Annotated in this window: 21 protein-coding genes and 1 tRNA gene; 9 read left to right on the top strand and 13 right to left on the bottom strand. The window is 62.9% G+C overall.

Going from position 1 to position 21,335, the window contains the following annotated elements; all coding sequences use genetic code 11:
* Nucleotides 1–15: 15 nt before the first annotated feature.
* On the bottom strand, nucleotides 16–1,206 hold the full coding sequence (locus tag M3P27_05765; GenBank protein MDP9267818.1) for a pyridoxal phosphate-dependent aminotransferase: 1,191 nt from the start codon (nucleotides 1,204–1,206) through the stop codon (nucleotides 16–18).
* A gap of 91 nt (nucleotides 1,207–1,297) precedes the next feature.
* On the opposite strand from M3P27_05765, the gene M3P27_05770 reads away from it, so the two are divergent.
* Nucleotides 1,298–2,242, top strand: coding sequence for an SDR family oxidoreductase (locus M3P27_05770; GenBank protein ID MDP9267819.1), 945 nt, complete (start codon nucleotides 1,298–1,300; stop codon nucleotides 2,240–2,242).
* A 65-nt stretch (nucleotides 2,243–2,307) separates the two neighbouring features.
* Here M3P27_05770 and M3P27_05775 read toward each other — a convergent pair whose 3' ends face one another.
* The 5 genes from M3P27_05775 to M3P27_05795 all read right to left on the bottom strand — a co-directional run bounded on the left by M3P27_05775 (nucleotide 2,308) and on the right by M3P27_05795 (nucleotide 5,925).
* Entirely contained in the window at nucleotides 2,308–3,276 is a 969-nt protein-coding gene (locus M3P27_05775) for a glycosyltransferase family 2 protein (GenBank protein ID MDP9267820.1), read from the bottom strand.
* Nucleotides 3,277–3,331: 55 nt separating this feature from the next.
* Nucleotides 3,332–3,408, bottom strand: a tRNA-Arg gene (locus M3P27_05780).
* Nucleotides 3,409–3,950: 542 nt separating this feature from the next.
* The gene (locus M3P27_05785) at nucleotides 3,951–4,130 is read right to left on the bottom strand and encodes a CsbD family protein (protein ID MDP9267821.1); all 180 of its coding nucleotides are present in this window, start codon (nucleotides 4,128–4,130) and stop codon (nucleotides 3,951–3,953) included.
* Between the two features lie 130 nt (nucleotides 4,131–4,260).
* On the bottom strand, nucleotides 4,261–4,419 hold the full coding sequence (locus tag M3P27_05790; protein ID MDP9267822.1) for a DUF3309 domain-containing protein: 159 nt from the start codon (nucleotides 4,417–4,419) through the stop codon (nucleotides 4,261–4,263).
* 471 nt (nucleotides 4,420–4,890) lie between these two features.
* Nucleotides 4,891–5,925: a zinc-binding dehydrogenase gene (locus M3P27_05795; GenBank protein MDP9267823.1), complete on the bottom strand. Its 1,035-nt coding sequence runs from the start codon at nucleotides 5,923–5,925 to the stop codon at nucleotides 4,891–4,893.
* Nucleotides 5,926–6,225: 300 nt separating this feature from the next.
* On the opposite strand from M3P27_05795, the gene M3P27_05800 reads away from it, so the two are divergent.
* Nucleotides 6,226–7,455, top strand: coding sequence for a DEAD/DEAH box helicase (locus M3P27_05800; protein MDP9267824.1), 1,230 nt, complete (start codon nucleotides 6,226–6,228; stop codon nucleotides 7,453–7,455).
* A 93-nt stretch (nucleotides 7,456–7,548) separates the two neighbouring features.
* Here the strand turns inward: M3P27_05800 and M3P27_05805 are convergent, their stop codons facing one another.
* The 6 genes from M3P27_05805 to M3P27_05830 form a co-directional block, all read right to left on the bottom strand.
* Nucleotides 7,549–7,926, bottom strand: coding sequence for an RNA-binding protein (locus M3P27_05805; protein MDP9267825.1), 378 nt, complete (start codon nucleotides 7,924–7,926; stop codon nucleotides 7,549–7,551).
* Nucleotides 7,927–7,996: 70 nt separating this feature from the next.
* Nucleotides 7,997–8,548, bottom strand: coding sequence for a hypothetical protein (locus M3P27_05810; protein MDP9267826.1), 552 nt, complete (start codon nucleotides 8,546–8,548; stop codon nucleotides 7,997–7,999).
* Nucleotides 8,538–8,774, bottom strand: coding sequence for a hypothetical protein (locus tag M3P27_05815; GenBank protein ID MDP9267827.1), 237 nt, complete (start codon nucleotides 8,772–8,774; stop codon nucleotides 8,538–8,540). Before M3P27_05815 ends, M3P27_05810 begins: the two co-directional genes overlap by 11 nt.
* 557 nt (nucleotides 8,775–9,331) lie before the next feature.
* Nucleotides 9,332–10,309 (bottom strand): phosphoesterase, encoded by a 978-nt coding sequence (locus M3P27_05820; GenBank protein ID MDP9267828.1) that lies wholly within the window; start codon nucleotides 10,307–10,309, stop codon nucleotides 9,332–9,334.
* A 146-nt stretch (nucleotides 10,310–10,455) separates the two neighbouring features.
* Nucleotides 10,456–10,851 (bottom strand): hypothetical protein, encoded by a 396-nt coding sequence (locus M3P27_05825; GenBank protein ID MDP9267829.1) that lies wholly within the window; start codon nucleotides 10,849–10,851, stop codon nucleotides 10,456–10,458.
* A 161-nt stretch (nucleotides 10,852–11,012) separates the two neighbouring features.
* Complete coding sequence (locus M3P27_05830; protein MDP9267830.1) at nucleotides 11,013–11,510, bottom strand: transcriptional repressor; 498 nt, start codon at nucleotides 11,508–11,510, stop codon at nucleotides 11,013–11,015.
* A gap of 123 nt (nucleotides 11,511–11,633) precedes the next feature.
* Between M3P27_05830 and M3P27_05835 the strand changes: the two genes are divergently transcribed.
* The gene (locus M3P27_05835) at nucleotides 11,634–14,186 is read left to right on the top strand and encodes a penicillin acylase family protein (GenBank protein ID MDP9267831.1); all 2,553 of its coding nucleotides are present in this window, start codon (nucleotides 11,634–11,636) and stop codon (nucleotides 14,184–14,186) included.
* A gap of 54 nt (nucleotides 14,187–14,240) precedes the next feature.
* Here M3P27_05835 and M3P27_05840 read toward each other — a convergent pair whose 3' ends face one another.
* Nucleotides 14,241–15,461, bottom strand: coding sequence for a hypothetical protein (locus tag M3P27_05840; protein MDP9267832.1), 1,221 nt, complete (start codon nucleotides 15,459–15,461; stop codon nucleotides 14,241–14,243).
* 170 nt (nucleotides 15,462–15,631) lie between these two features.
* Between M3P27_05840 and M3P27_05845 the strand changes: the two genes are divergently transcribed.
* The 6 genes from M3P27_05845 to M3P27_05870 all read left to right on the top strand — a co-directional run bounded on the left by M3P27_05845 (nucleotide 15,632) and on the right by M3P27_05870 (nucleotide 21,333).
* A complete protein-coding gene (locus tag M3P27_05845) occupies nucleotides 15,632–17,500 on the top strand; it encodes a bifunctional homocysteine S-methyltransferase/methylenetetrahydrofolate reductase (protein ID MDP9267833.1) in 1,869 nt (622 codons plus the stop codon).
* Nucleotides 17,501–17,621: 121 nt separating this feature from the next.
* Entirely contained in the window at nucleotides 17,622–17,861 is a 240-nt protein-coding gene (locus M3P27_05850) for an exodeoxyribonuclease VII small subunit (GenBank protein ID MDP9267834.1), read from the top strand.
* A 75-nt stretch (nucleotides 17,862–17,936) separates the two neighbouring features.
* Nucleotides 17,937–18,308: a hypothetical protein gene (locus M3P27_05855; GenBank protein ID MDP9267835.1), complete on the top strand. Its 372-nt coding sequence runs from the start codon at nucleotides 17,937–17,939 to the stop codon at nucleotides 18,306–18,308.
* 113 nt (nucleotides 18,309–18,421) lie between these two features.
* Nucleotides 18,422–19,303 carry a polyprenyl synthetase family protein gene (locus M3P27_05860; protein MDP9267836.1) on the top strand — a complete coding sequence of 294 codons (882 nt, stop codon included), beginning with the start codon at nucleotides 18,422–18,424 and terminating at the stop codon, nucleotides 19,301–19,303.
* Nucleotides 19,304–19,352: 49 nt separating this feature from the next.
* Nucleotides 19,353–20,069: a bacillithiol biosynthesis deacetylase BshB1 gene (gene bshB1 / locus M3P27_05865; GenBank protein ID MDP9267837.1), complete on the top strand. Its 717-nt coding sequence runs from the start codon at nucleotides 19,353–19,355 to the stop codon at nucleotides 20,067–20,069.
* A 148-nt stretch (nucleotides 20,070–20,217) separates the two neighbouring features.
* Nucleotides 20,218–21,333 carry an NAD(P)H-dependent oxidoreductase gene (locus M3P27_05870; protein ID MDP9267838.1) on the top strand — a complete coding sequence of 372 codons (1,116 nt, stop codon included), beginning with the start codon at nucleotides 20,218–20,220 and terminating at the stop codon, nucleotides 21,331–21,333.
* Nucleotides 21,334–21,335: the final 2 nt, after the last annotated feature.

Consider the following 21,335-nt stretch of genomic DNA (forward strand, 5'->3'; position numbering starts at 1 on the left):
ATGTAACCCCACAACCTACAGATTCTTCTTCGCCCAGCCGCCCACGCGGTCGAGCGCCTTCTGGATGTTCTCGATGGAGTTGGCGACGCTGAAGCGCAGGTAACCTTCGCCGAAGTCGCCAAAGGCGGTCCCGGAGAGCGCGGCGACACCGGCGTCATCGAGCAGCGCGTCGGCGAGTTTCTTCGAGGGCCATCCCGTCTGCTTGATGTTGGGGAAAACGTAGAACGCGCCTTTGGGCTTGCGGCAGGAGAAGCCCTTGATGTTGTTCAGCCCGGCGACCATCACGTCGCGGCGGCGCTTGAACTCGGCGCACATCGCGGTGACGGATGCCTGCGGACCGCGCAGCGCCTCGATGCCGGCGACCTGGGTGAAGCTGGCGGTGCAGGAATTGGAGTTGGTCATCAGGCGGGCGATGTGGGTGGCAAGATCGGCGCGCATCACGCCGTAGCCCATGCGCCATCCCGTCATGGCGTAAGTCTTGGAAAAGCCGTCGAGCAGGATGCAGCGCTCCTTCATGCCGTCAATGGACATGATGGAGTGGTGCTCGCCCTCGAAGATGAGGCGGCTGTAGATCTCGTCGGTGAGCACCATGATGTCGCGATCGCCGATGGCGCGGGCCACGCCTTCAAGGTCACTCTTCTCCATCACCCCGCCGGTGGGGTTCTGTGGCGAGTTCAGGATGATGAGCTTGGTGCGGTCGGTGATGAGGCCGGCGAGTTCTTTGACGTCGAGGCGGAAATCCATCTCCTCGCGCAGGTGGATAGGAACCGCCTTCGCCCCGAGGAAGTGGATCATCGACTCGTAGATAGGAAAGCCGGGGTTGGGATAAATGACCTCGTCCCCTTCTTCAACTAATGCCAGGATAGTGAAGAAAATGATTGGTTTACCGCCTGGGACAACGACCACCTCTTCGGGGATGACTTTGATGCGGCGCGTCTCGCTGACGTATTGCGCGATGGTCTCGCGCAACGGCGGCAGTCCGGCAGAGGGTCCGTAGTGGGTAAAGCCTTTATGCAGCGCGTCGACGCCGGCCGCGATGATGTTTGCCGGGGTGTCGAAATCGGGCTCGCCAATCTCGAGGTGGACGATGTCGCGTCCTTTGGCCTCGAGGGCACGGGCTTTTACCAGGACCTCGAAGGCGGTCTCGGTACCGAGGCGCGCCATGCGCTTGGCCAGTCGAAGCTCGCTCTGTATGGCTTTGCTCATATCGCGAAGCCAGCATTATAACGCGGCCCGAGGGACGGCCGGCGCTTGCTGGGCGCCTGGAACAGCAACAGCACCGTGATATCTTTCCGACATGGCTGTGTATGTGATCACCGGGGTCGCTGGATTCATCGGCTCAGCGCTGGCCCGCGCGGTGCTGGCGCAGGGCGACCAGGTGCGCGGCGTGGACAACCTCTCGACCGGCCAGCGGGAGAACGTCGCCGAAGTCCTGGAGCAGATCGATTTCCGCGAGATCGATATCAATGACGCGGCCAAGATGTCGGCCGCATGCCGCGGCGCCGATTACGTATTGCACCAGGCGGCGATCGCAAGCGTGCCACGCTCGGTACTCGATCCCGAAACCTCGAACCGCGCGAACGTCGACGGCACCCTGGCCGTGCTCATGGCGGCGCGCGGCAGCGGGGTGAAGCGCCTGGTCTATGCGGCGTCTTCGTCGGCTTATGGGGACACGCCCACACTGCCCAAGCGCGAAGACATGATGCCGCGTCCGCTCTCGCCCTATGCTGTGGCCAAGCTGGCGGGGGAACAATATGTGTCCGTGTTCAGCCACTGCTACGGCTTCGAGACGGTTTCGCTGCGCTACTTCAATATTTTCGGGCCGCGGCAGGATCCGGCTTCGCAGTACTCCGCCGTGCTGGCAAAGTTCATCAGCCAGATGCTGCGCGGCGAGCAGCCTACGATCTTCGGTGACGGCGAGCAGTCACGCGATTTCACCTACATCGACAATTGCGTAGCCGCCAACCTGCTGGCGTGCAGCGCTCCGGCAGCGAAGGTGAGCGGCGGCGTGTTCAACGTTGCTTGCGGCGAGCGGGTGACGGTGAACGACGTGTTCCGCGCGCTCAAGCCGCTGACCGGATACTCCGGCGAAGCGGCGTACGCGGCGGAGCGCGCCGGCGACGTGAAGCACTCGCTGGCTGACATCTCCGCCGCGCGCGAAGCGCTGGGGTACGAGCCGAAGGTGAGTTTTGCGGAAGGCTTGAAGCGGACCGTGGATTGGTATCGGCAGCAGAGTAGCTAGGAGTTAGTAGATAGGAGTTAGGAAGAGCGCCGCCCAACTACTAACTCCGAACTACTATCTACTGCTTAAGCGTTGGCTTCTTGTTTGGTGCGGATGACGCGGGCCACGGAATACGGCGTGGCTTCGAAGGCGGTGAAGTAGTGCCGCACCTGCATCTCGCCGAGCAGTCCGAGAGCGAGTAGCTGCACGCCGGCAAGGATCAAGACGGCGGCGAAGATCATCAGCGGGCCGTGGTGGTCCATGAGGGGCACGCCGCGCGCGAACTTCTCGAATCCGAGCCAAAGCGCGATCCCGCAGCCGCCCAGCCCGCTGAGCACGCCCCAGCGTCCGAAGAAGTGCAGCGGACGGGTGAGATAGCGCAGCAGGAAGCGGATGGTCATCAGGTCGAAGAGCACGCGGAAGGTGCGCGAGATGCCGTAGTGCGACTTGCGCGTGGCCACGATGTTCTTGATGGGGATCTCGCAGATGGTCGCGCCGTGCCACGAAGCGAGCGCGGGGATGAAGCGGTGCATCTCGCCGTAGAGTGGGACTTCTTGCAGCAGCTCGCGGCGATAGGCTTTGAAAGTGGTGCCAAAATCGTGGATGTCCACGCCGCTCAGCTTGGCCATGAGCCAGTTGGCGATGCGCGAGGGGAAGCGGCGCATGACGTAGTTGTCGACGCGGTCCTTGCGCCATCCGCTGACGATGTCGTATCCCTCTTCGAGTTTTTCGAGGAAGGCGGGGATGTCTGCAGGGTCGTGCTGCAGATCGCCGTCCATGGCGATGACGAACTCACCCTGCGCGTGATCGAAGCCGGCAGCGAGGGCGGAGGTCTGGCCGAAATTGCGGCGCAGTTTGACGACGACGACGCGGCTATCGACCGCGGCGATGTCCTGCAAGAGGCGGAAGGTGTGGTCGCGCGAGCCATCGTCGACAAAGACGAACTCGAAGGGTTCGCCGGCGGTTTCCATGACAGCTTTGAGGCGGTCGTAGAGCTCGGTGACGGACTCTTCCTCGTTGTGGAACGGGACGACGATGGAATATTTGAGCGACATTGTTATCTACATTATAGCTTGCGAAGGGGTTGCGGGAGCGTGGCAGAAGAGGTTCTGGAGGCCCCGGGCAGAGTCGAACTGCCGACCTTCGGTTTAGGAAACCGCTGCTCTATCCAACTGAGCTACGGGGCCAACGTGCTGGCCTGATTGTAGTTGAGGTCGTTGTGGTTCCACTACGGGTGTGCCGCTGCAAACAACAACAGCAGGTTCCTCTTCGATTGCGGCGGGGCTCCTCGGAATGACAATTCAAGGAGCTAAAGCACAAGCAGAACCTTTCCGCCGGTTGAAGCCGGACCAGCTCGGCGGAGACGAGGAATAGAGCGAAAACCGGCCCGTTGTGGAGCCGCTAGGGTTCGATGCCCATTAGGAACTCCGCCGCGTGCTGACGCTGGCAGTCTGCATCCTCACATACGTACTTCTTGTCAGCGCAGCTTTGGCATCGGTTCGCGGTTTCACGTTCACAATAGCGACACTTCTTCCCTGGAGCCTCGGGCGCGAAGATGTGCTCAGTAATCATTCAACAAATGGTACTCCTGCGGTGGCATCTGCGCTGACGCGATAGGGATTGCTCACGTGGATAGAGCAAGTAGGTGAGAGGAGGAAGATTCGCAGACCCTTCCTCCCGCTCAAGCGAAACCGGCTTGTGTGGGCCACCCCCCACCCCCCGCTCGAATTCACTTCCCGAACACCTTTTCGATCTGCCCGACCTTCTTTTCAACTTTGCCGGCGATGTGTTCGGCTTTGCCTTCAGCCTCTAAGTCAGGGCTGTTGGTGACTTGGCCCGCCTTCTCTTTCACTGTGCCTTTCACTTCATGGAAGGCGCCTTTAATCTCATCCTTCGTACTCGGCTTCATTTGTTTTCTCCTTATCGTTGATTGGTTGGATTTTGCCTGATTACGGAGCGGGACTTCCGTTAGCCGCCCGGAGCGTCCCTAACCCCTCCGTTCGTTGTCGTTGCGGAATGGTGGGGTGGCGGGCTTCACCTTAGCGGAAAGCCCCCAACAGGTAGGCAATGAGGAGAATCACTAATATGGTGCCTAGTCCTATGCCCGCACCCCCACCGTAACCCCAGCGGCTATGGCCGTAGTACCCGCCACCGCCACCTAGAAGCAACACCAAAATGATAATCACGATCAACAACATTGCGGAGTCCTCCGTTCTTCTGAACGTCAGTTCACGAACCGACGGCAGCGTGTAGCCGAGTGTCGCTATGTGCTCCTACCTGTACCTGAAAGAGGGTTCACGGGTCTATCTCCAGATCGAGCTTCCCCCCTTAATGTTGACAATAGGAGAAAGCAGCCTGGTCACGCGGTCATGCTGCTGATTGCGCTAGCTGCGCCAGCGCGAGTATCCCCAGCCTCCGCCGCCGAGCAAAAACAGCACCAAAAGAACGATCAATAAGGTTTCCATGCTGTACCTCTTCGCTATCCAACATGATAGAAGTGGCTAGGATGGACTGTCTGGCCACAATGGACCACTTTCGCGGGCCCCGTTTCGCGCCCCTGCCGCGCTGAAACGGACCAGAAAAGTGGATAAGGGAATGCGAAAAACCGATCCGCGGCAGGGTCCTCGTCGCCCGTCGCGGCGGGCTCCTCGGAATGACAATTCAAGGAGCTAAGGCACAAGCAGGACCTTTCCGCTGGTCATATCGGCGGCGTACTCCTGCAAGGCACGTTGCGCCTGATCGAGCGGATGGCGGGCGCGGACCTCGCTCTTCAACTCGCTCGCCAGCAGCTTCTGCACCTGCCCGGCGATGCGGGCACGCGTGATGATGTTGCGCTTCTTCAGCCATGCACTAAGCCAGAAACCCTCGACCGACTTTTCTTCGAAGACGAGCGAGCCCGGTTCGACCTGGACGGCGGCGAGCGAGAGCGCGCCATAGATGACCATGCGCGAGCCCTTTGGCTGCGCGCGCAGCACGCGTCCGGACATCTCTCCGGCAACGGCGTCGAAGCTGATGGTGGCTCCGAGCTCGCGGCAGTGGTTGCGCAATATCTCGTCGAAGCCCGAGCTGTTGCTATCGAGCACGTGCTGCGCGCCCAGGCTGCGCAGCAACCCGACCTGCTCCGGGCGGCGCACGACGTTAATCACGGGGATACCACGGCTCTTCGCCAGGCGGACGACCATCCGGCCCAAGGCGCTCGCTGCCGCCGTCTGCACGATGGCGCGATGTCCGCCGCGCTGCGCTTCACCGACCAGCGCCCAGGCGGTGAACGGGTTCACCAGCATCATGGCCGCTGGTTCGAGGGCGATGCTTCCCTTCAATGGGACGCACGCGCTCGCCGGCGTGGCCAGATACTCCGCCCACATCCCGCCCGTGGTTTTCGGATCGGCGGCGTGGCAGGCGACGCGCTTCCCTTGCAACAGGCGGGGCAGGAATCCGCCGCCGGATTCGACCACCGTGCCACTGCCTTCGAAACCAGGGGTGGCGGGGAGTGGCTTCTTGAGGCCGTAGAGGCCGCGGATAAACATAAGGTCGGAAGGGTTGATGGGCGAGGTCGCTACCTTGACCAGCACCTCGCCGGGGCCGGGTCGCGGGAGTGGCAGGTCGACCACGCGAAGGCTTTCCGGCTTGCCATCGTAAGCGGTGATCTGGACGGCGCGCATGGTCTTCGCCGGGGACGTCGTCGCTGCGGCCACCTCTGCCATAAGGCAGACGATGCTACCAGAGAGGCAGGTTGGCGGACCTGGGGGTAACAAACCCGGTACGCGGCACGATACGTTTGCACAGACTCTGGTGCAGTCCCGGGCAGCTGTGTTAAACTGTTTATGCGTTGATATCGCACGTGAGCGTGCGGTGGGTCGATTCAAGTCACTGACTGAACCCTGCCTCTTCTTTCCTCCCGTCTAAGCATTCCGCGACATCAGCCGAAGACAGCGTCCTGCGCCCAGCAAACAGCGGATTCTCGTTTGCAGCCGCCACGCGTCTTAGGAAAGCTACAACTTAAAATGAAACAGTTCTCAGAACTGCCGGTATCGGCCTATCTACAGGACCGTCTGGCGGCAGCCGATTTTGTTACCCCAACTGCGGTCCAGGCCATCACCATCCCGCCCGCCCTCGAAGGTCGCGACATCCTTGCCACCGCCCAGACGGGCACGGGCAAGACCCTCGCCTTCCTGCTTCCCATCATGGAGCAGATGCTCCACCAGAAGCCGAATGGCGTCTACGCGTTGGTGCTCGTCCCCACGCGCGAGCTGGCGATGCAGATCGTCGGACAATACGACCTGCTGCGCGGCAAGAAGTTTCCTCCCGCGGCGCAGATCGTGGGCGGCCTCTCCGAAAAAGACCAGATCAAGACGATGCGCGCAGGCGCGGAGGTCGTGATCGCCACCCCCGGACGCCTCGAAGACCTGGTCGACCGCCGGCTCATCGACTTGAGCAAGCTCAAAGTGCTGGTGCTCGACGAAGCTGACCGCATGCTCGACATGGGATTCATCCCAGCGATCAAGCGCATCGTGGCCGGGCTGCCGAAGAAGCGCCAGACGATGTGCTTCTCGGCGACGCTCGAAGCGAGCGTGCGGCACCTGGTGGGCGATTACCTCAAGAACCCGGTCCGGGTCGAGGTGGGCTCCACGCTCAAACCGCACGAGAATGTGACACTGCGGGCTTACGAGGTCTCGAACGACAGGAAGATGGCGCTGCTCGAGAAGCTATTGCAAGACGAGCCGGGCCGCTACCTGGTATTCGCGCGCACCAAGCGCGGATGCGAGCGGCTGGCCAAGCGCCTGACCCGCGACGGATTCAAGGCGGGGATGATCCACGGCGATCGTTCCCAACCGCAGCGCAACGCGGCGCTGGCCGACTTCCAGCGCGGGCGCTCGCAATTGCTGATCGCGACGGATGTGGCCTCGCGCGGCATCCACGTGGACGATATCGCGCACGTCGTGAACTACGACTTCCCCACTTTGGCGGAAGACTTCGTGCATCGCGTGGGCCGCACCGCCCGCGCGGGCGCGCGTGGCATCGCCACCACCTTCGTGAACTGGACGGAGCGCACCGACTTGATCAAGCTCGAGCGCACGCTGGGCGTGAAGATCGAACGCATGACGGTCGAGGGTGACCTGGCAGCGGAAGAGCGAGTGGGTCCGGTGGACACATCGAACTACGTGCCTACGCCGGTGGGCAAGGATTCGCGCATGGTGCGCTTACCAGGAGAAGTGCTGCAGCGCTACGTGTAAGCGGTCAGCGAGACACAGATAGGAATCATGAACGGCACGCTTCGGCGTGCCGTTCGTTTTCCCATGAGGCTTTCGTGTTCGCCGCGGGAGCAGTTACCAGCGGTCGCGACCACCGCCACCACCACCGCCGCCGTAGCCGCCACGGCCACCACCACCGCCGCCACGTCCGCCGCGATCACCGCCGCGTCCGCCGCCGCCGCCGGTCTTGGGGCGGGACTCGTTCACGGTGAGGGCGCGTCCGCGCAGGTCCTTACCGTTGAGCGCAGCGATCGCCTTGGCGGCGTCCGCATCGCTCATCTCGACGAAACCAAAACCGCGGAACCTGCCGGTCATGTTGTCGTTCACCATGCTGACTGAGGTGGTAGCGCCATGCGGCTCGAACATCTGGCGCACTTCGTCTTCGGTTGCGTCAAAAGGCAGATTCCCAACGTAGATCTTCACGTGTTTCCTCCACAAAGCTGCTACCTGCATGGCCCAAACAAAACATGACCCAAAAACAAAAATGTTCGCGCGTCACTCTTGCGCCGAACAGCTAGCGGCTCTACTTGCCGTTGGCGCTGTTCTCGGCGGCCTTCACCGCATCTCCGAAGGAGAGGCTGCGACCGGCTTTGGTGCTGCGTTCCGCGCGGGAATGCTCGCGCGGGCGCAAGGCAGCAATGCGTCCGCTGGCTGCCGCCATCTGCGAACGCCCGCCATTATCCACCCTGGCCCCAGGTTTTGCTGGCGCCTTGCGCCGCGGCGAGGTGGCGCTGGTTGCGGCTGCCTCCACCGGGGTAGAAGACAGGTAGGGCGGCTCCGAAGTATAGAAAGCGAAGGCCTGCTTCGCACTGGCGGCTTGCGCGTCCTGATAGAACTGCTGGAAGACGGCGCCACCGTCGCTGAGGTCGATCATCACGAGCTGATGCGAACCCGGCTTCCATGCCAAGCGGGCTGCCTCCACGGTGAAGGCGCATTGCACCGTTGCGCCCAGGGTACGGAGCGCGGTGGCGCGTGCCAGGGACCGCGTCTCGGTCACGTCGAGCAGCAAAACGTTGCGCTCAAAGGCCGAGGGCGGCACCTGTAGCGGCGAACTCAGTCTGGACTTAAACGCCATCGTCGGCTCCTGGGGCCCGTGGGGCGCCCGCTTCCTGGGCGTCCGCGCCCTCGGCGGTTGGCTCCTGCTCCCCGAGCTGGCCTTCGGCCAGGAGCATTTCGTCGGTCACTTCGGCGGAGGGATTGAGCTTCTCCTGTTTACGCTGCAAACGGCGCTCGGCCTTCATTTTCTGCTTTTCCTGCCGGGCATGTTCTTTCTGACGCTTGGTAAAGCTTGCTGAACCCATGGTCACCCCCTGAGGTGGCCTGCTGCTGGTTGGAAAGATGTCGGATTGGGAATGAGTGCGAAATCAGTCGCGCAAGAAACCGCGTCGGTGGGGCAGCGGAAGGATGCGAACAAGACCTCTTAAGTATACGCCTAGATAGAGGCTGGGCTGGGCGAATCGGCAGGGATGGCCCAGGGGAGCGGAGTGTTCCAGCAACCCTCGATTTCCGGCGCTCCTGGGACAAACCCGCGCCACATCCCGCCATCGGACAAACATCGGCGCAAATCCAGCAGTACTGGCGGGGGCCCCATGGCGCATGAGGTAGCAGCGAGCACCCTGACGAACCTGGTAGAGATCTGTCGCGACGGCCAGCAAGGCTATCTCAAGGCTGCGGAACGCATCTCCGACTCCTCTTGGCGACGGCGTCTCCAAGCAGCCAGGGTGCGCAGCGCACAAGAGCATTTCCAGGGGTGAGCCCACCTTAGAGACGCATCTACTCTGCTTCAATAGGTCGTCTAAGATTCATGGAATCAGGTAGTTACGTGAGGATCACGGCAGACCTTAATCCGGCGAGAGGCTCACTTTTTCGGGGTGGACGTGGCGCTGGCGCGCAGCTCGTCCACGATCTCTTTTGCCGCCTGCCGCGCACGCTCAGTCTGGCCGGGCTCGAACGAGATGGCACCCACGCGGGCGTGTCCCCCACCGCCGTAGCGCTCGCAGATGTGCGCCAGGTTCACCATGTTCTCGGTGCGCGCCCACGGGTTCGACCCGACCGAGACCTTAGTCCGGAAAGAGCTCTTGCTCAACCCCACACTGTAGACGCATTCCGGGTGGAGATAGTAGGGGATGAATTTGTTGTAGCCCTCGAGCTCCTGATCGGTGACGTCGAAGAAGACGGTGCCGTGCTTACATTCGGTGCGCTGGCGCATGATCTCGATGGACTTCTTGTGGCGCTCGAGCAGCGGCGGCAAGAGCTCGGCGACGAAGGGCTCCTGCAAGGTTTCGGCAAGCGACCGGGTGACCATCACGGGGATGAGCCGCGGGGTGAAGGTGGGGTCCGGGGTGGACTCGATGATCATGGCCAGTCGCATGGCCGGTTCCTTCATCTCGACGGCGATGCTGGCGTCCTTGAACTGGGCGCCGTCGATGATGTCGGCCCACTCGATGAGCTGGGCCACGGGAGCGGGTTCGAAGCCGAAGCGCTGCTGCGCAACGTCTGCAATGAACTTGCTACAGGACTTGTAGTCCGGGTCGAAGAACTTCTTATTGCTCTGTTGGCGCTCGTAGTGCGAGGCGTCGTCCGGGGTGAGGAAGGCGCTCTGGTGGTGGTCGAACCACCAGGTGATGCGGGGGGAGCTAGAGTACTTGAAGTCGACGATGGCATTCTCGTCGCCGGTGAACTCGGCCTCGTTGAAGAGCGCGCCGGCGCGATGCACCAGACCGTGGAAGAGGAACTCAACGTCCTCGCGGACGCGCTCGCGATAGAAGCGGGAGAACAGGCCCGCCGACGCGGCGCCATCGAAACACTTGTCGTGGTAGAAGACTTTTACCTGCACGCCGCCCCTTCCTGTCCAATGCCACCCTCGAGACAGAAGTGGATAGGAATCTCATCCCGCGAGCAAAGTGTCAAGTCGAGGGTGGCGGGAAAGAGAAAAGCGCGGCCCCGCGAAGCAGGACCGCGCCGTTGGAAGAAACGTGGTGGCTACTTATTGGCCTGCGCTTCCGCCAGTTTCCCAATGACCGGCAATTGCGTCGTCTGCATGCCGTAAGCCTTGATCATCATGATGACCGCGAGGACCATGATGCCGAGGCCGAACACCATCTGGAGTGGGAAGACGATCAGGGCCAGCGGGCCAGCGATCATTCCCAGAATGACGGCGAGGATGCCCAAGCCGATGCTGATCACGAAAGCTGCCGCACAAAGGAAGAGCGACTGGAAAGCGTGAAAGCGGAGGAACTTGCTGTTTTTATAGGGCTCCGCCACGAGAACGAAGATATCCGCGATCAATCCAACGGGCGAATAACAGAGCAACCCGATGATGTTATCCGATGAACCGCTACCGGCTGCCGGTGCCGGCGCCGTGCCTGGTGAACCCATGTGATTCCTCCTGAAACTCGGATGGTCATGCCGCATGCTACCCCGCAGACCCCCGTGGGCCAGCATGTCCGCATGAAGGTGATGTCGCGGACGGTAGCAAAGTTTCCGGCTGCTTGGAAGAAAAAAAGGCAGGAAATCACCCTAGGTGCGCTAGCGGGCACTTAGACCAGCCGGCGGGTCTGCTTCTTGCGGCACTCCTCGCAGACGCCATAGATCTGGAAAGTGTGCCGGGTGGTGAAGTAGTGGTGCTTGCGGCCGATCTCCTGTTCCAGCTTACCGACCTCAGGGGAGAAGAATTCGACCGAGCCGCCACATTCGGTGCACACCATGTGATGGTGGCTGCGGCGGTTGTACTGATGCTCAAAGCGGGCGACGCCATCGTGGAAAGCGACCTCGCTGGCGAGACCGCAATCGGCGAGGAGCTTGAGCGTGCGGTAGACGGTGGTAAAGCCGATCTTGGCGTCTTTCTTTTTGACCAGGCGGTGGAGCTCGTCGGTGGAGAGGTGGTCGCGGGTCTCGAGGAAGGTGCGCAGGATGGTGTCGCGCTGGTCGGTGTGCTTCAGGCCGACCTTTTTCAGGTGCTTATAGAAGAGCTCCTGCGCCTCGCGCACCTGTTCGCGCGAGATGGAAGCCTGGTCGTCGATCCGTTTTTGCAGCATCGGTGAGTGGTTCCGCCTGAAGCGGCCATCAGAATACATCAGGCCGCGGCCACTTACGCGATTTGCCTGATTGTGGGTTGGCCCTCCCGCTCCATACAATCGAACTTTCGGATCCAAACACTGATGGCTACCCCGACGCTCGCTCCCGTCCGCCCACGCGTCCGCCGCATCATCGTGCGCACCGCCGTTGCCTTGTTGCTGGTGGTGACGCTCGCGCTTGCCGGCCTGGCCGCGTGGTTCTACGCGACGGCGCGCAGGGCGCTTCCGCAGGTCGAAGGGAGCATCCGCCTGCGCGGCCTGAGCGCGCCGGTCACGGTGACGCGCGACCACCAGGGTGTACCGCACATCCTTGCCGCTACCCCAGACGACCTCTTCTTCGCGCAGGGGTTCGTCACTGCGCAAGACCGTTTGTGGCAGATGGACGTGAGCCGGCGCTTTGCCGGGGGCGAACTGAGCGAGATATTTGGAGCGGACTTCTTCGGCAGCGACATGCTCAAGGTCGACCGCGCTCAACGCACGCTGATGCTACGTCCGGTGGCGCAACGCGCGTTCGCTGCGCTGCCCGCGCGCGAGCGGTCGCACCTCGAAGCCTACGCGCGCGGCGTGAATGCCCTGATCGAACAGCAGCGCGCGCGGCGACAGTTCCCTATCGAGTTCCGGCTGCTGCGCTACCAGCCGCGCGATTGGACCGCGGAAGACTGCATGGTCGTGGTGCTGAACATGGTGGAGTCGCTGAATCACGGCTACTACGCCGACGACCTGGCACGGGAGAAAGTTGCGACCAAGGTGCCGCCGGAGTTGTTGAAAGATCTTTATCCGACCACGTCATGGCGGGACCATCCACCGACCGCGAAGTCGAAGCGCATCTCGCCCGACGAGCCGCCGATGAACGAAGACGAGCAGCCCACGGACGACGACTCCGCCGTCACGCGGCTGCGCCGCTGGCGTGAGCTGCTGCCCCTTGCGAGCGTGGCTATGGCGAGTGACGCCGTGGGTGATGAAGAGAAGCCGGTTCCCGGCTCGAATAATTGGGTGGTCTCGGGGGCGCACACGGTGAGCCGCAAGCCGCTGCTCTCGAACGACATGCACCTCGAACATCACATCCCGAACATCTGGTATGAGGCGCACCTGGAACTCACGCAGCCGAGCGAGGGCAAGCAGTTAAACGCGGCCGGCGTCACGGTTCCCGGCTTCCCATACATCATCGCGGGCCACAACCGGCGGATTGCGTGGGGCTACACCAACCTGGGGCCGGACGTGGAAGACGTTTACGTCGAAGAATTCAACGGCGCCGGGGAGTACAAGACGCCGCAAGGTTGGCAGAAGCCGGAACATCGCCGCGAGGTGATCAAGGTGAAGGACGCCCCGGATGTCGCACTCGACGTGGTGGTGACGCGGCACGGGCCGGTCATCACCGGGATCGTCCCCGAAGAGACGCGCAAGATCGCGTTGCGCTGGAACATCTACGACGAGAAGCTTGCGCCATCGTCGATCTACTGGGACCTGAACACGGCGACCGACTGGACGGAGTTCCGCGCGGCCTGGTCGCGTCACGTCGCACCGTCGCTGAACGTGGTGTATGGCGATGTGGACGGCCACATCGGCTACCAGGCGACGGGCGCTATACCCATCCGCAACGGTTGGGAGGGCAATCTGCCGGTCGCCGGTGCCGACGGCGCGCACGAGTGGGCTGGATACATCCCCTTCAACGAGCTGCCGCAAGTGTTCGATCCGGAGAATGGGATGCTCGCCACCGCGAACGCGCGCATCACGCCTGACGGCTACAAGTACATGGCCGGCAACCAGTGGTTCCCCCCGTACCGCCAGGAGCGTATCTATCGCATGCTCGGCTCGGGCCGTAAGTTCGGTCCGAACGATATGCTGGCGCTGGAGATGGACGTGTACTCCGACTTCGATCGTTTTACCGCCGAGCGCATGGTCTACGCCATCGACCACGCCCGCAACCCTTCGGAGAGCGCGCGCAGAGCCGCCGACATCCTGCGTACGTGGGATGGCCGCGTGACGGCGGATTCGGCCGCGCCCGTGCTGACCAGCGTGACGCGCCGATACCTTTGGCAGCTGTTGCTCGAGCGCTACCTTGGGGGCCCGGACTCGGAAGCGGCGGCGAGCACGCGGCCGCGCCGGGTAATGAGCGGCGTGTACAAAGAATATTCGTGGGGGATGCAATCGGTGGCCCTCGAAGGCTTGTTGCTACGGCAGCCGCAGCGCTGGCTACCCAAGGGGGTGGCGAGCTGGGATGAGCTGCTCGCCGCGGCGGTGGAGCGGGCCGTCACCGATAAAGACGCGCCGCGCGACCTTGGCCAGTGGACCTGGGGGAGATTCTTGCCGCTATCACTGCAACATCCGCTGTTCGGCGGCGTCCCGGTGTTGAATCACTGGTCGGGTCCGGGAACGGTGCCGCAGCCGGGCAACGCATATACGGTGAAAGCCGCTGGCCGTGGCTTCGGCGCGTCGCAACGCTTCACCATCGACTTGGGCGACCTCGATGGCTCGATCTCGAACATCGTGACGGGGCAGTCGGGACAGATATTCAGTCCTTATTACATGGATCAGTGGAAGGCATGGTCGGAAGGCGGAAGCTTCCCGCTCCCCTTCTCCCACGATGCGGTGCGGCAGGCGGCGGCTCACACCCTGAGGCTGGAGCCTGCAAACTAGCCAGAGAGAAAGGCCGCGCTAGAGCGCGGCCGATGGCATCGGATCCGTGGCGCGCTAATCGGGCGCGACCACGTCCCAGGATCTGCCGACGGTGTCCGCATTGGGGCTAGGCTGAAGAGCGTCAGTGGAAGTGCTGTAGACGTGCAGCTCGCCGCCCTCGACCACATAAACGACGTTGCGGCCGCTGATGGCGGCCATGCCGGTCACGTCGCTCAATCCCCCGCAAGTGGCACCGCACGGCGGTGAGATGGTGACGGTGTTAGCGGAAGTATTGAAGATGGAGAGACATCCGTTGCCGTTGGGGAGATTCACGGTGCAGGTGAACTCGGCGCCGATGAACAGCTGGTTGTTCGGACTCAGCAGCATGTGGTCGTGGAAGCCGTTGTTGATCTCATAGGAGGTCGGCGCACCCAGACCGGCAGAGACGTCGAGCTTGGAGAGCGATCCGCAGGTGGGTTGATTCACGTTGTTCAGGCACGGGGTCGCGGGAGGCGTGCCCGCGACATAGAGCGTGTTCCCATTGAGCAGCCCGTGAGTGGCGGCTGGGACGGGCATATTCGCTCCTAAGGTCAATCCGGCGATGTTCAGTACCTGCACGCTGGCGGTGGTACCGCCACATTCCGGGCCGCAATTCAGCACATACGCCTTGCTGTCGTCACTGGAGAAGACCGCCGACACCGGCCGGTCGAAGCCTGTTCTGCTCGTGATCGAAGGCGGGCTCGCCGTGGTATCGATGATGTAGACGGTATTGCTGGCATCGTCGGGGAAGCCCAGGACGGTGCGGCCATTCCCGCTGGACACGATCCAGCGGACGTTCGGCGCGGGTGGCGTAACGCTCACCGTAGCGCCGGCGACCGTATCCCAAGTGATCACCTGGCCGGTATTGCGGACCGCAACCATCACCGTCCGATTGTCAGGAAGATAGAAAAAACTATCTGTCCTATCCGCGAGCTGAAGAGAGCCGGCTATCGTCTCGTCGTTGTTGCTGATCACGTCCAGCCGGTTGGTGGAACTGGAGAACACGAGCGTGGTCGCCTTGTTGGGCGAGAGCGACATGATCGTGGGGTTGGGGTCGGGGATGATGCGGTGCGTGCTCAGGGTATCAGTAGCCGCATTCACGATGTCGATCGCGCCGCTGAACTGGTTGGAGACGAATGCCCGTTTGGTAAGGCCGCTGATGATGGGCGCGCTGGGATTGGGGGAGCTGCCGCCACAGGAGGCCAGGAGGACGGAAACAAGAAGGATCGCTATGATTGCGCAAGCCGCTCGCTGCAAAAGCCAGGCTCCTCAAAACACGATATGAAAGGCTGAGTAGTGGATTATAGCAGAGCGACGCGGGCCCCCGTGCCACCCGCCGGCGCGTGGAATATGCCGTTCGGCGAGCGGAATCGCGCGTTCGGTGACTCGCGCTCGAACCCACCGAAAAACGCTGCTATGCTCGAAGGATGCGTCACCCCTTCCTCGAACTACTCGAGCAACGAGCCGTGCTGTGCGATGGCGCGATGGGCACGCTGCTGTATGCGAAGGGCGTTTTCATCAATCGATGCTACGACGAGCTCAACCAGTCGCAGCCGGAACTGATCCGCAACATCCATCGCGAGTACGTGGAAGCCGGCGCCGAGGTGCTGGAAACGAACACCTTTGGGGCAAACGCCTTCCGGCTCGCGCGCCACGGATTGGCCGATCAAGTACACGCTCTGAACCTTGCCGGAGCGCAGCTGGCGCGCGCGGCTGTCCCGAAGACTCGCGAAGTCTACGTAGCCGGTTCCGTGGGGCCTCTGGGCGTGCGCATCGAGCCGCTGGGAAAGACGGCGCGTGAGGAAGCGCGCGACGCCTTCCGCCGACAGATCGCAGCGCTGAAGCAAGGCGGCGTGGACCTGCTCATCCTCGAGACCTTTGGCTACCTGGAAGAGCTGCACCAGGCGATGCTGGCCGCGCGCGAGGTCGATGCCACGCTGCCGGTGGTGGCACAGGTGACCATAGACGAAGAGGGCAACTGCCTGGATGGGTCGAGCCCCGAGACCTTTACCGCGAAGCTTACCGACTGGGGCGCCGACGTCATTGGCATCAACTGCAGCGTGGGTCCGGTGGCGATGCTCGAAACCATCGAGCGCGTGCGCGCGGCGACGGCAAAGCCGCTCTCGGCGCAACCGAACGCCGGCGTCCCGCACGCGGTAGAGGGCCGCAACATCTATCTCTGCTCGCCCGAGTACATGGCGAGTTACGCGCGCAAGTTCGTCGCGGCGGGAGTGCGTCTGGTGGGCGGGTGCTGCGGCACTACTCCCGAGCACACGCGGGCGATGCGCTCCGCGCTCTCCGCTTCCGGAGCGAAAGCGGCGGGCAAGGGATTCCAGATCGCGACCACGGCGCGCGAGGCCTCGCACAAAGTCGAGACCGCGCCACTGGGAAAGCGCTCGCGCGTGGGCGCGCGGCTCGCCTCCGGCGAGTTCGTCACCATGATCGAGATCGTGCCGCCGAAAGGGACGGACGCCGCCAAGGAGATCGAGGGTGCCCGCTTCCTGCAATCGGTGGGCGTGGACGCGGTGAATATCCCCGACAGTCCGCGCGCCTCCGCCCGCATGAGTGCGCAGGCGCTTTCCTACCTCATACAGCAGCAGGTGGGGATCGAAGCCGTGCTGCACTACACCTGCCGCGATCGCAACGTGCTCTCGATGCAGAGTGATCTCTTGGGCGCGCACGCGGTGGGTATCCGCAACCTGATATGCATCACCGGCGATCCGCCGAAGCTGGGCAACTATCCCGACGCCACGGCGGTCTTCGACGTTGATGCCATCGGCCTGGTGAACCTGGTCGCGAACCTGAACAAGGGCCTCGACATCGGCGGCAATCCCATCGGCGAGCCGACCGCGTTCGTAGTGGGCGTAGGCGCGAACCCCGGGCTGCCGAATATCGATGAAGAGGTGCGCCGCTTCGAGTACAAAGTCGAGGCGGGGGCGGATTATGCCGTCACGCAGCCAGTGTTCGACGTGGCGCTGTTAGAGGCTTTCCTGAAGCGCGTGGAGCATCACAAGGTCCCCATCGTCGCGGGCATATGGCCGCTGGTGAGCGTGCGCAATGCCGAGTTCATGAAGAACGAGCTGGGCGTCTCCGTGCCGGATGCGATCGTGGAGCGCATGGCGCGCTGCGCCAACGCTGAGGCCGCCCGCGCCGAAGGTATCGCGATCGCGCGCGAGATGCTGGTGCGCATCCGTGGGGTGGTGCAGGGCGCGCAGATATCCGCGCCTCTGGGACGTTACTCGGCGGCGGTGGACGTGCTGGAAGCCCTGGGCTCTTCGCAGCGGGCGTCGGTGTAGCGGATGGCGTGATGCCAGATTGCACAATTGGCTAGCTTTTCACGTGACGAGTCCAGCATCGACTCACGATTTTCTTCAAGTGGAAATTTTTTCGGGTTAAAATCCCCACGGAGCAGGTGACTTGCCCAAGTTTGAGGAGTGCCTTCAGCGTTTGGAAAAGATCGTGAACGAGCTCGAGAAGGGAGACCTTCCGCTCGAGAAAGCGCTCACGCTTTTTGAAGAAGGCATCCAGCTCTCCAACTCCTGCCGCAAGGAATTGGAGACGGCCGAGGGCAAGGTGGAGATCCTGCTCAAGCAGAATGGAAAGCTTCAGCCTGAGCCTTTCGACACTCTGGGCGATAAGACACAGGCCAAACGATAACCACCGCGCCGCACTGTGCGCTGCGCCTCCGCCGCCGGACATAGAGACGAACAACAGACCGGCACAAGGTGCGTTATGAAGCCATTGACCGTGGTCGTCGCGCAAAGCGACCCCAAGTCCGCCGAGACCCTGGCCGCCTCCCTGCACACTCACTTCAAAGCTGTCCACATCGCGCGCACCCTCGAAGAAGTGCTCGCGTCCGTGCCCAAACACCGCGCTGACCTGCTGGTGATCGACCTCGAGATGGCATCGCTGCCGGAGGTGGAGCTGCTGCGCCGCGAGCTGCCCGCAACCGCGGTGGTGTGCACGCATCGCCTGGCCGACGAAGAGCTGTGGACGCGCGCCCTCGCCGCCGGCGCGCTCGATTGCTGCCATACGTCGGATGTCCGCGGCATCGTGCTCGCTGCCGACAGTAAGCACGCCATGGCGCGCGGCAGTGCCGCTTAGTCAACTTCGTTTGGGATAGGCGTGGGCACACGCTCGCGCCTTTCTTCTGCCCGCACGCATGCCCGCGGGCTAGTGGCGGCGCCACATTCTTCGGCTATACTTCTCAGCCATCCATGCTCAAGGAAGTCTTGGAACAAGGCCAGCGTCTGACAGACGTGGCACTCGAACGCCTGCTGCCGGAGGGAACGACCGCGCCCGCCTCCATCCACCAGGCGATGCGGCACAGCGTGTTCGCGGGCGGCAAACGCCTGCGGCCCATCCTGGCCATGGAGGCCGCGCGCGTGGTCACGGGCACGCTGCCGGAAGGCGTGGAGGAGCTCGGGTCCGCACTCGAGATGCTGCACACCTACTCGCTCATCCACGACGACCTGCCCGCCCTCGACAACGACGACCTGCGCCGCGGCAAGCCGACCTGCCATAAAGTCTACGGTGAGGCCATCGCCATCCTCGCGGGCGACGCGCTGCAGACCTACGCCTACGAAGTGCTGAGCAAGCTGAAGTGCCCAGCCGAGGCGCGCGTGCGCATCATCTTCGAGACCGCGCGCGCCACCGGCACGGTGAATGGCATGATCGGCGGCCAGGTCATGGACCTCGAAGCCGAACGCACCCTGCCCGGGTCTTCGACCATGAAGCTGATCCACGAGTCGAAGACGGGCGCGCTCATCACGGCGGCGCTGGTCACCGGCGCCATCTACGCCGGCGCTGCACCCGAGCAGGAGCAGGCGCTGCGAACGTTCGGCAAGTGCGTGGGCCTGGCCTTCCAGATCATCGACGACGTGCTCGACGTGACGCAGTCTTCCGAGCAGTTGGGCAAGACCGCCGGCAAAGATAAGTCGTCGCAGAAGGCGACGTATCCGGCGCTGTTCGGCATCGACGAGTCCCTGGTGCAGGCGGAGTCGCTCATCGGGCGCGGCGAGCGCGCGCTGGCACTCTTTGGTGAGCGTGGCGAGACGCTGAAGCAGCTGGCGAACTTCCTGGTCGAGCGCAAGAAGTAAGCCTAAAGGTTGCGACCGTCGAACCTGCCGCGTACTCTAACCCTCCGATATGAGTACACCGTTAGACGTCCTGGCGATCGCCGCGCATCGCGATGATGTGGAGCAGACCTGCGGCGGCACCATGCTGAAGATGGCGGAGAAGGGCCAGCGCACTGGCATCCTCGACCTCACGCGCGGCGAGATGGGGACACGCGGCACCGCCGCCGAGCGCGAAGCGGAGGCCGCCGCCGCCGCTCGCATCCTGAAGGTCGCGTGGCGGCAGGCGCTCGATATCCCAGACGCGCGCGTCGAGAACACCTGGGAGAACCGCCTAAAGGTCGCGCGTGTGATCCGCGAGACGCGCCCGCGCGTGGTCGTCCTGCCTTATTGGAAGGGGCGTCATCCCGACCACTACACTTGCTCGACGCTGGGATATGAAGCCTGCTTCCTCGCCGGTCTGACCAAGCTCGAGCTCGAAGGCAAGCCGCATCGTCCGTTCAAGATCGTGTACGCCACGCTCTACTACGACATCCGGCCAACGTTCGTGGTGGACATCAGCGCGCAGTTCGAGGCCCGCCTCAAGGCGGTGTACGCTTACACCTCGCAGTTCACCGACCAGGAAGCCGGCGCCGCAGACTTCCCTGCCCAGGCGGAGATACGCGACCGCGTCGCGGCGATGGCGAGTTTTTATGGGACGTTGGCGGGCGTGAAGTACGCCGAGCCCTTCCTGCAAAAAGAAGTGGATCTGGTGGAAGACCTGACCGCGATCCCAGTGAAATCGATCTAGGAGACACACCTGGAGGGAGCCTTCAACCCGCACAACCTTTGTGCTTCCAGCACCTGGCTAAAAATCGTCTTGTAGACCATCACTTTTTCAAAATAATGAGTGACAATCAGGGCCGAGCTGGAGAGAGGTCAACAGAAGAGGCGCCGAAATGAGCCCCGCACAAAACGCCGAATGGCAGGACCTGGGCCTGGCGAAGGACTTTGAGCAGAAACCCGTGACCGAGGTGCATCTCGGAAAGACTGCGATCGCCATTACCTGCCGCAACGGCGAATTCGGCGCCATCTCCGGAGTTTGCAATCACGCGGGCGGCCCGCTCGGGCAAGGCACGCTGGACGGCGACTACGTGGTCTGTCCCTGGCACCACTACAAGTTCCACTGGCGTACCGGCGAAGGCGAGCCCGGCTTCGAGGCCGACCGCGTCCCCAGCTACGAAGTCCGTGTGGAGGGCGGGCGGCTCCTACTGGGCACCAAGCCCGTGACCACGCGCAACAAGCTGCCGCATGATCCCTATCCGCTGGCCCGCCCCATCCGGCGCGAAGCAGGCCCGGTGCGAGTGGTGGGCATCTCCACCACCGTCATGGACCGCCAGTTTCCACGGGTCTCGACCTCCGAAGTATTGCTTCAGGCGGCGCTCGATCACGCGGCGCAGGAGCTGGGCTGCGGCACCCGCCTGCTGAAGCTCGACAGCCTCAAGTTCCGTAACTGCGAGGGCTATTACTCCAAGAGCGCCCACGCCTGCACCTGGCCCTGCTCCATCACCCAGATGGATCCTGCGGACCAGATGGACCAGGTGTATGAAGCGCTGGTGCATTGGGCGGACGTGGTGCTGCTGGCCACGCCCATCCGTTGGGGCTCCGCCAGCTCCCTGTACTACAAGATGGCGGAGCGGCTGAACTGCGTGCAGAACCAGATAACCATCCGCGACAACGCGCTCATCCGCAACAAGGTCGCTGCCTTCCTCATCATCGGAGGGCAAGACAACATCCAGGGAGTAGCCGGGCAGTTACTGGGCTTCTTCTCCGAGCTGGGTTTCCACTTCCCGCAGTTCCCCTACATCGCGCATTCGCGGGGCTGGTCGGCGGAGGACATGGAAAACAACGTTGTCTTCGTCGAGCACAGCGAGGAGTTGCGCAGCGGCGCCCGCGCTCTGGCGGGTCGCTCCGTGGAACTCGCGCAGACGCTGATCGCGGAAGGCGCGGACTCCGCAAAGGTGAGTCGCCCGGGAAGGAAGGCCTACAGGCTGGCGGACGAGAGTGCTTCCTGAGA

This window comes from Acidobacteriota bacterium, assembly GCA_030774055.1.
Taxonomy (GTDB): Bacteria; Acidobacteriota; Terriglobia; order Terriglobales; family Acidobacteriaceae; genus JACPNR01.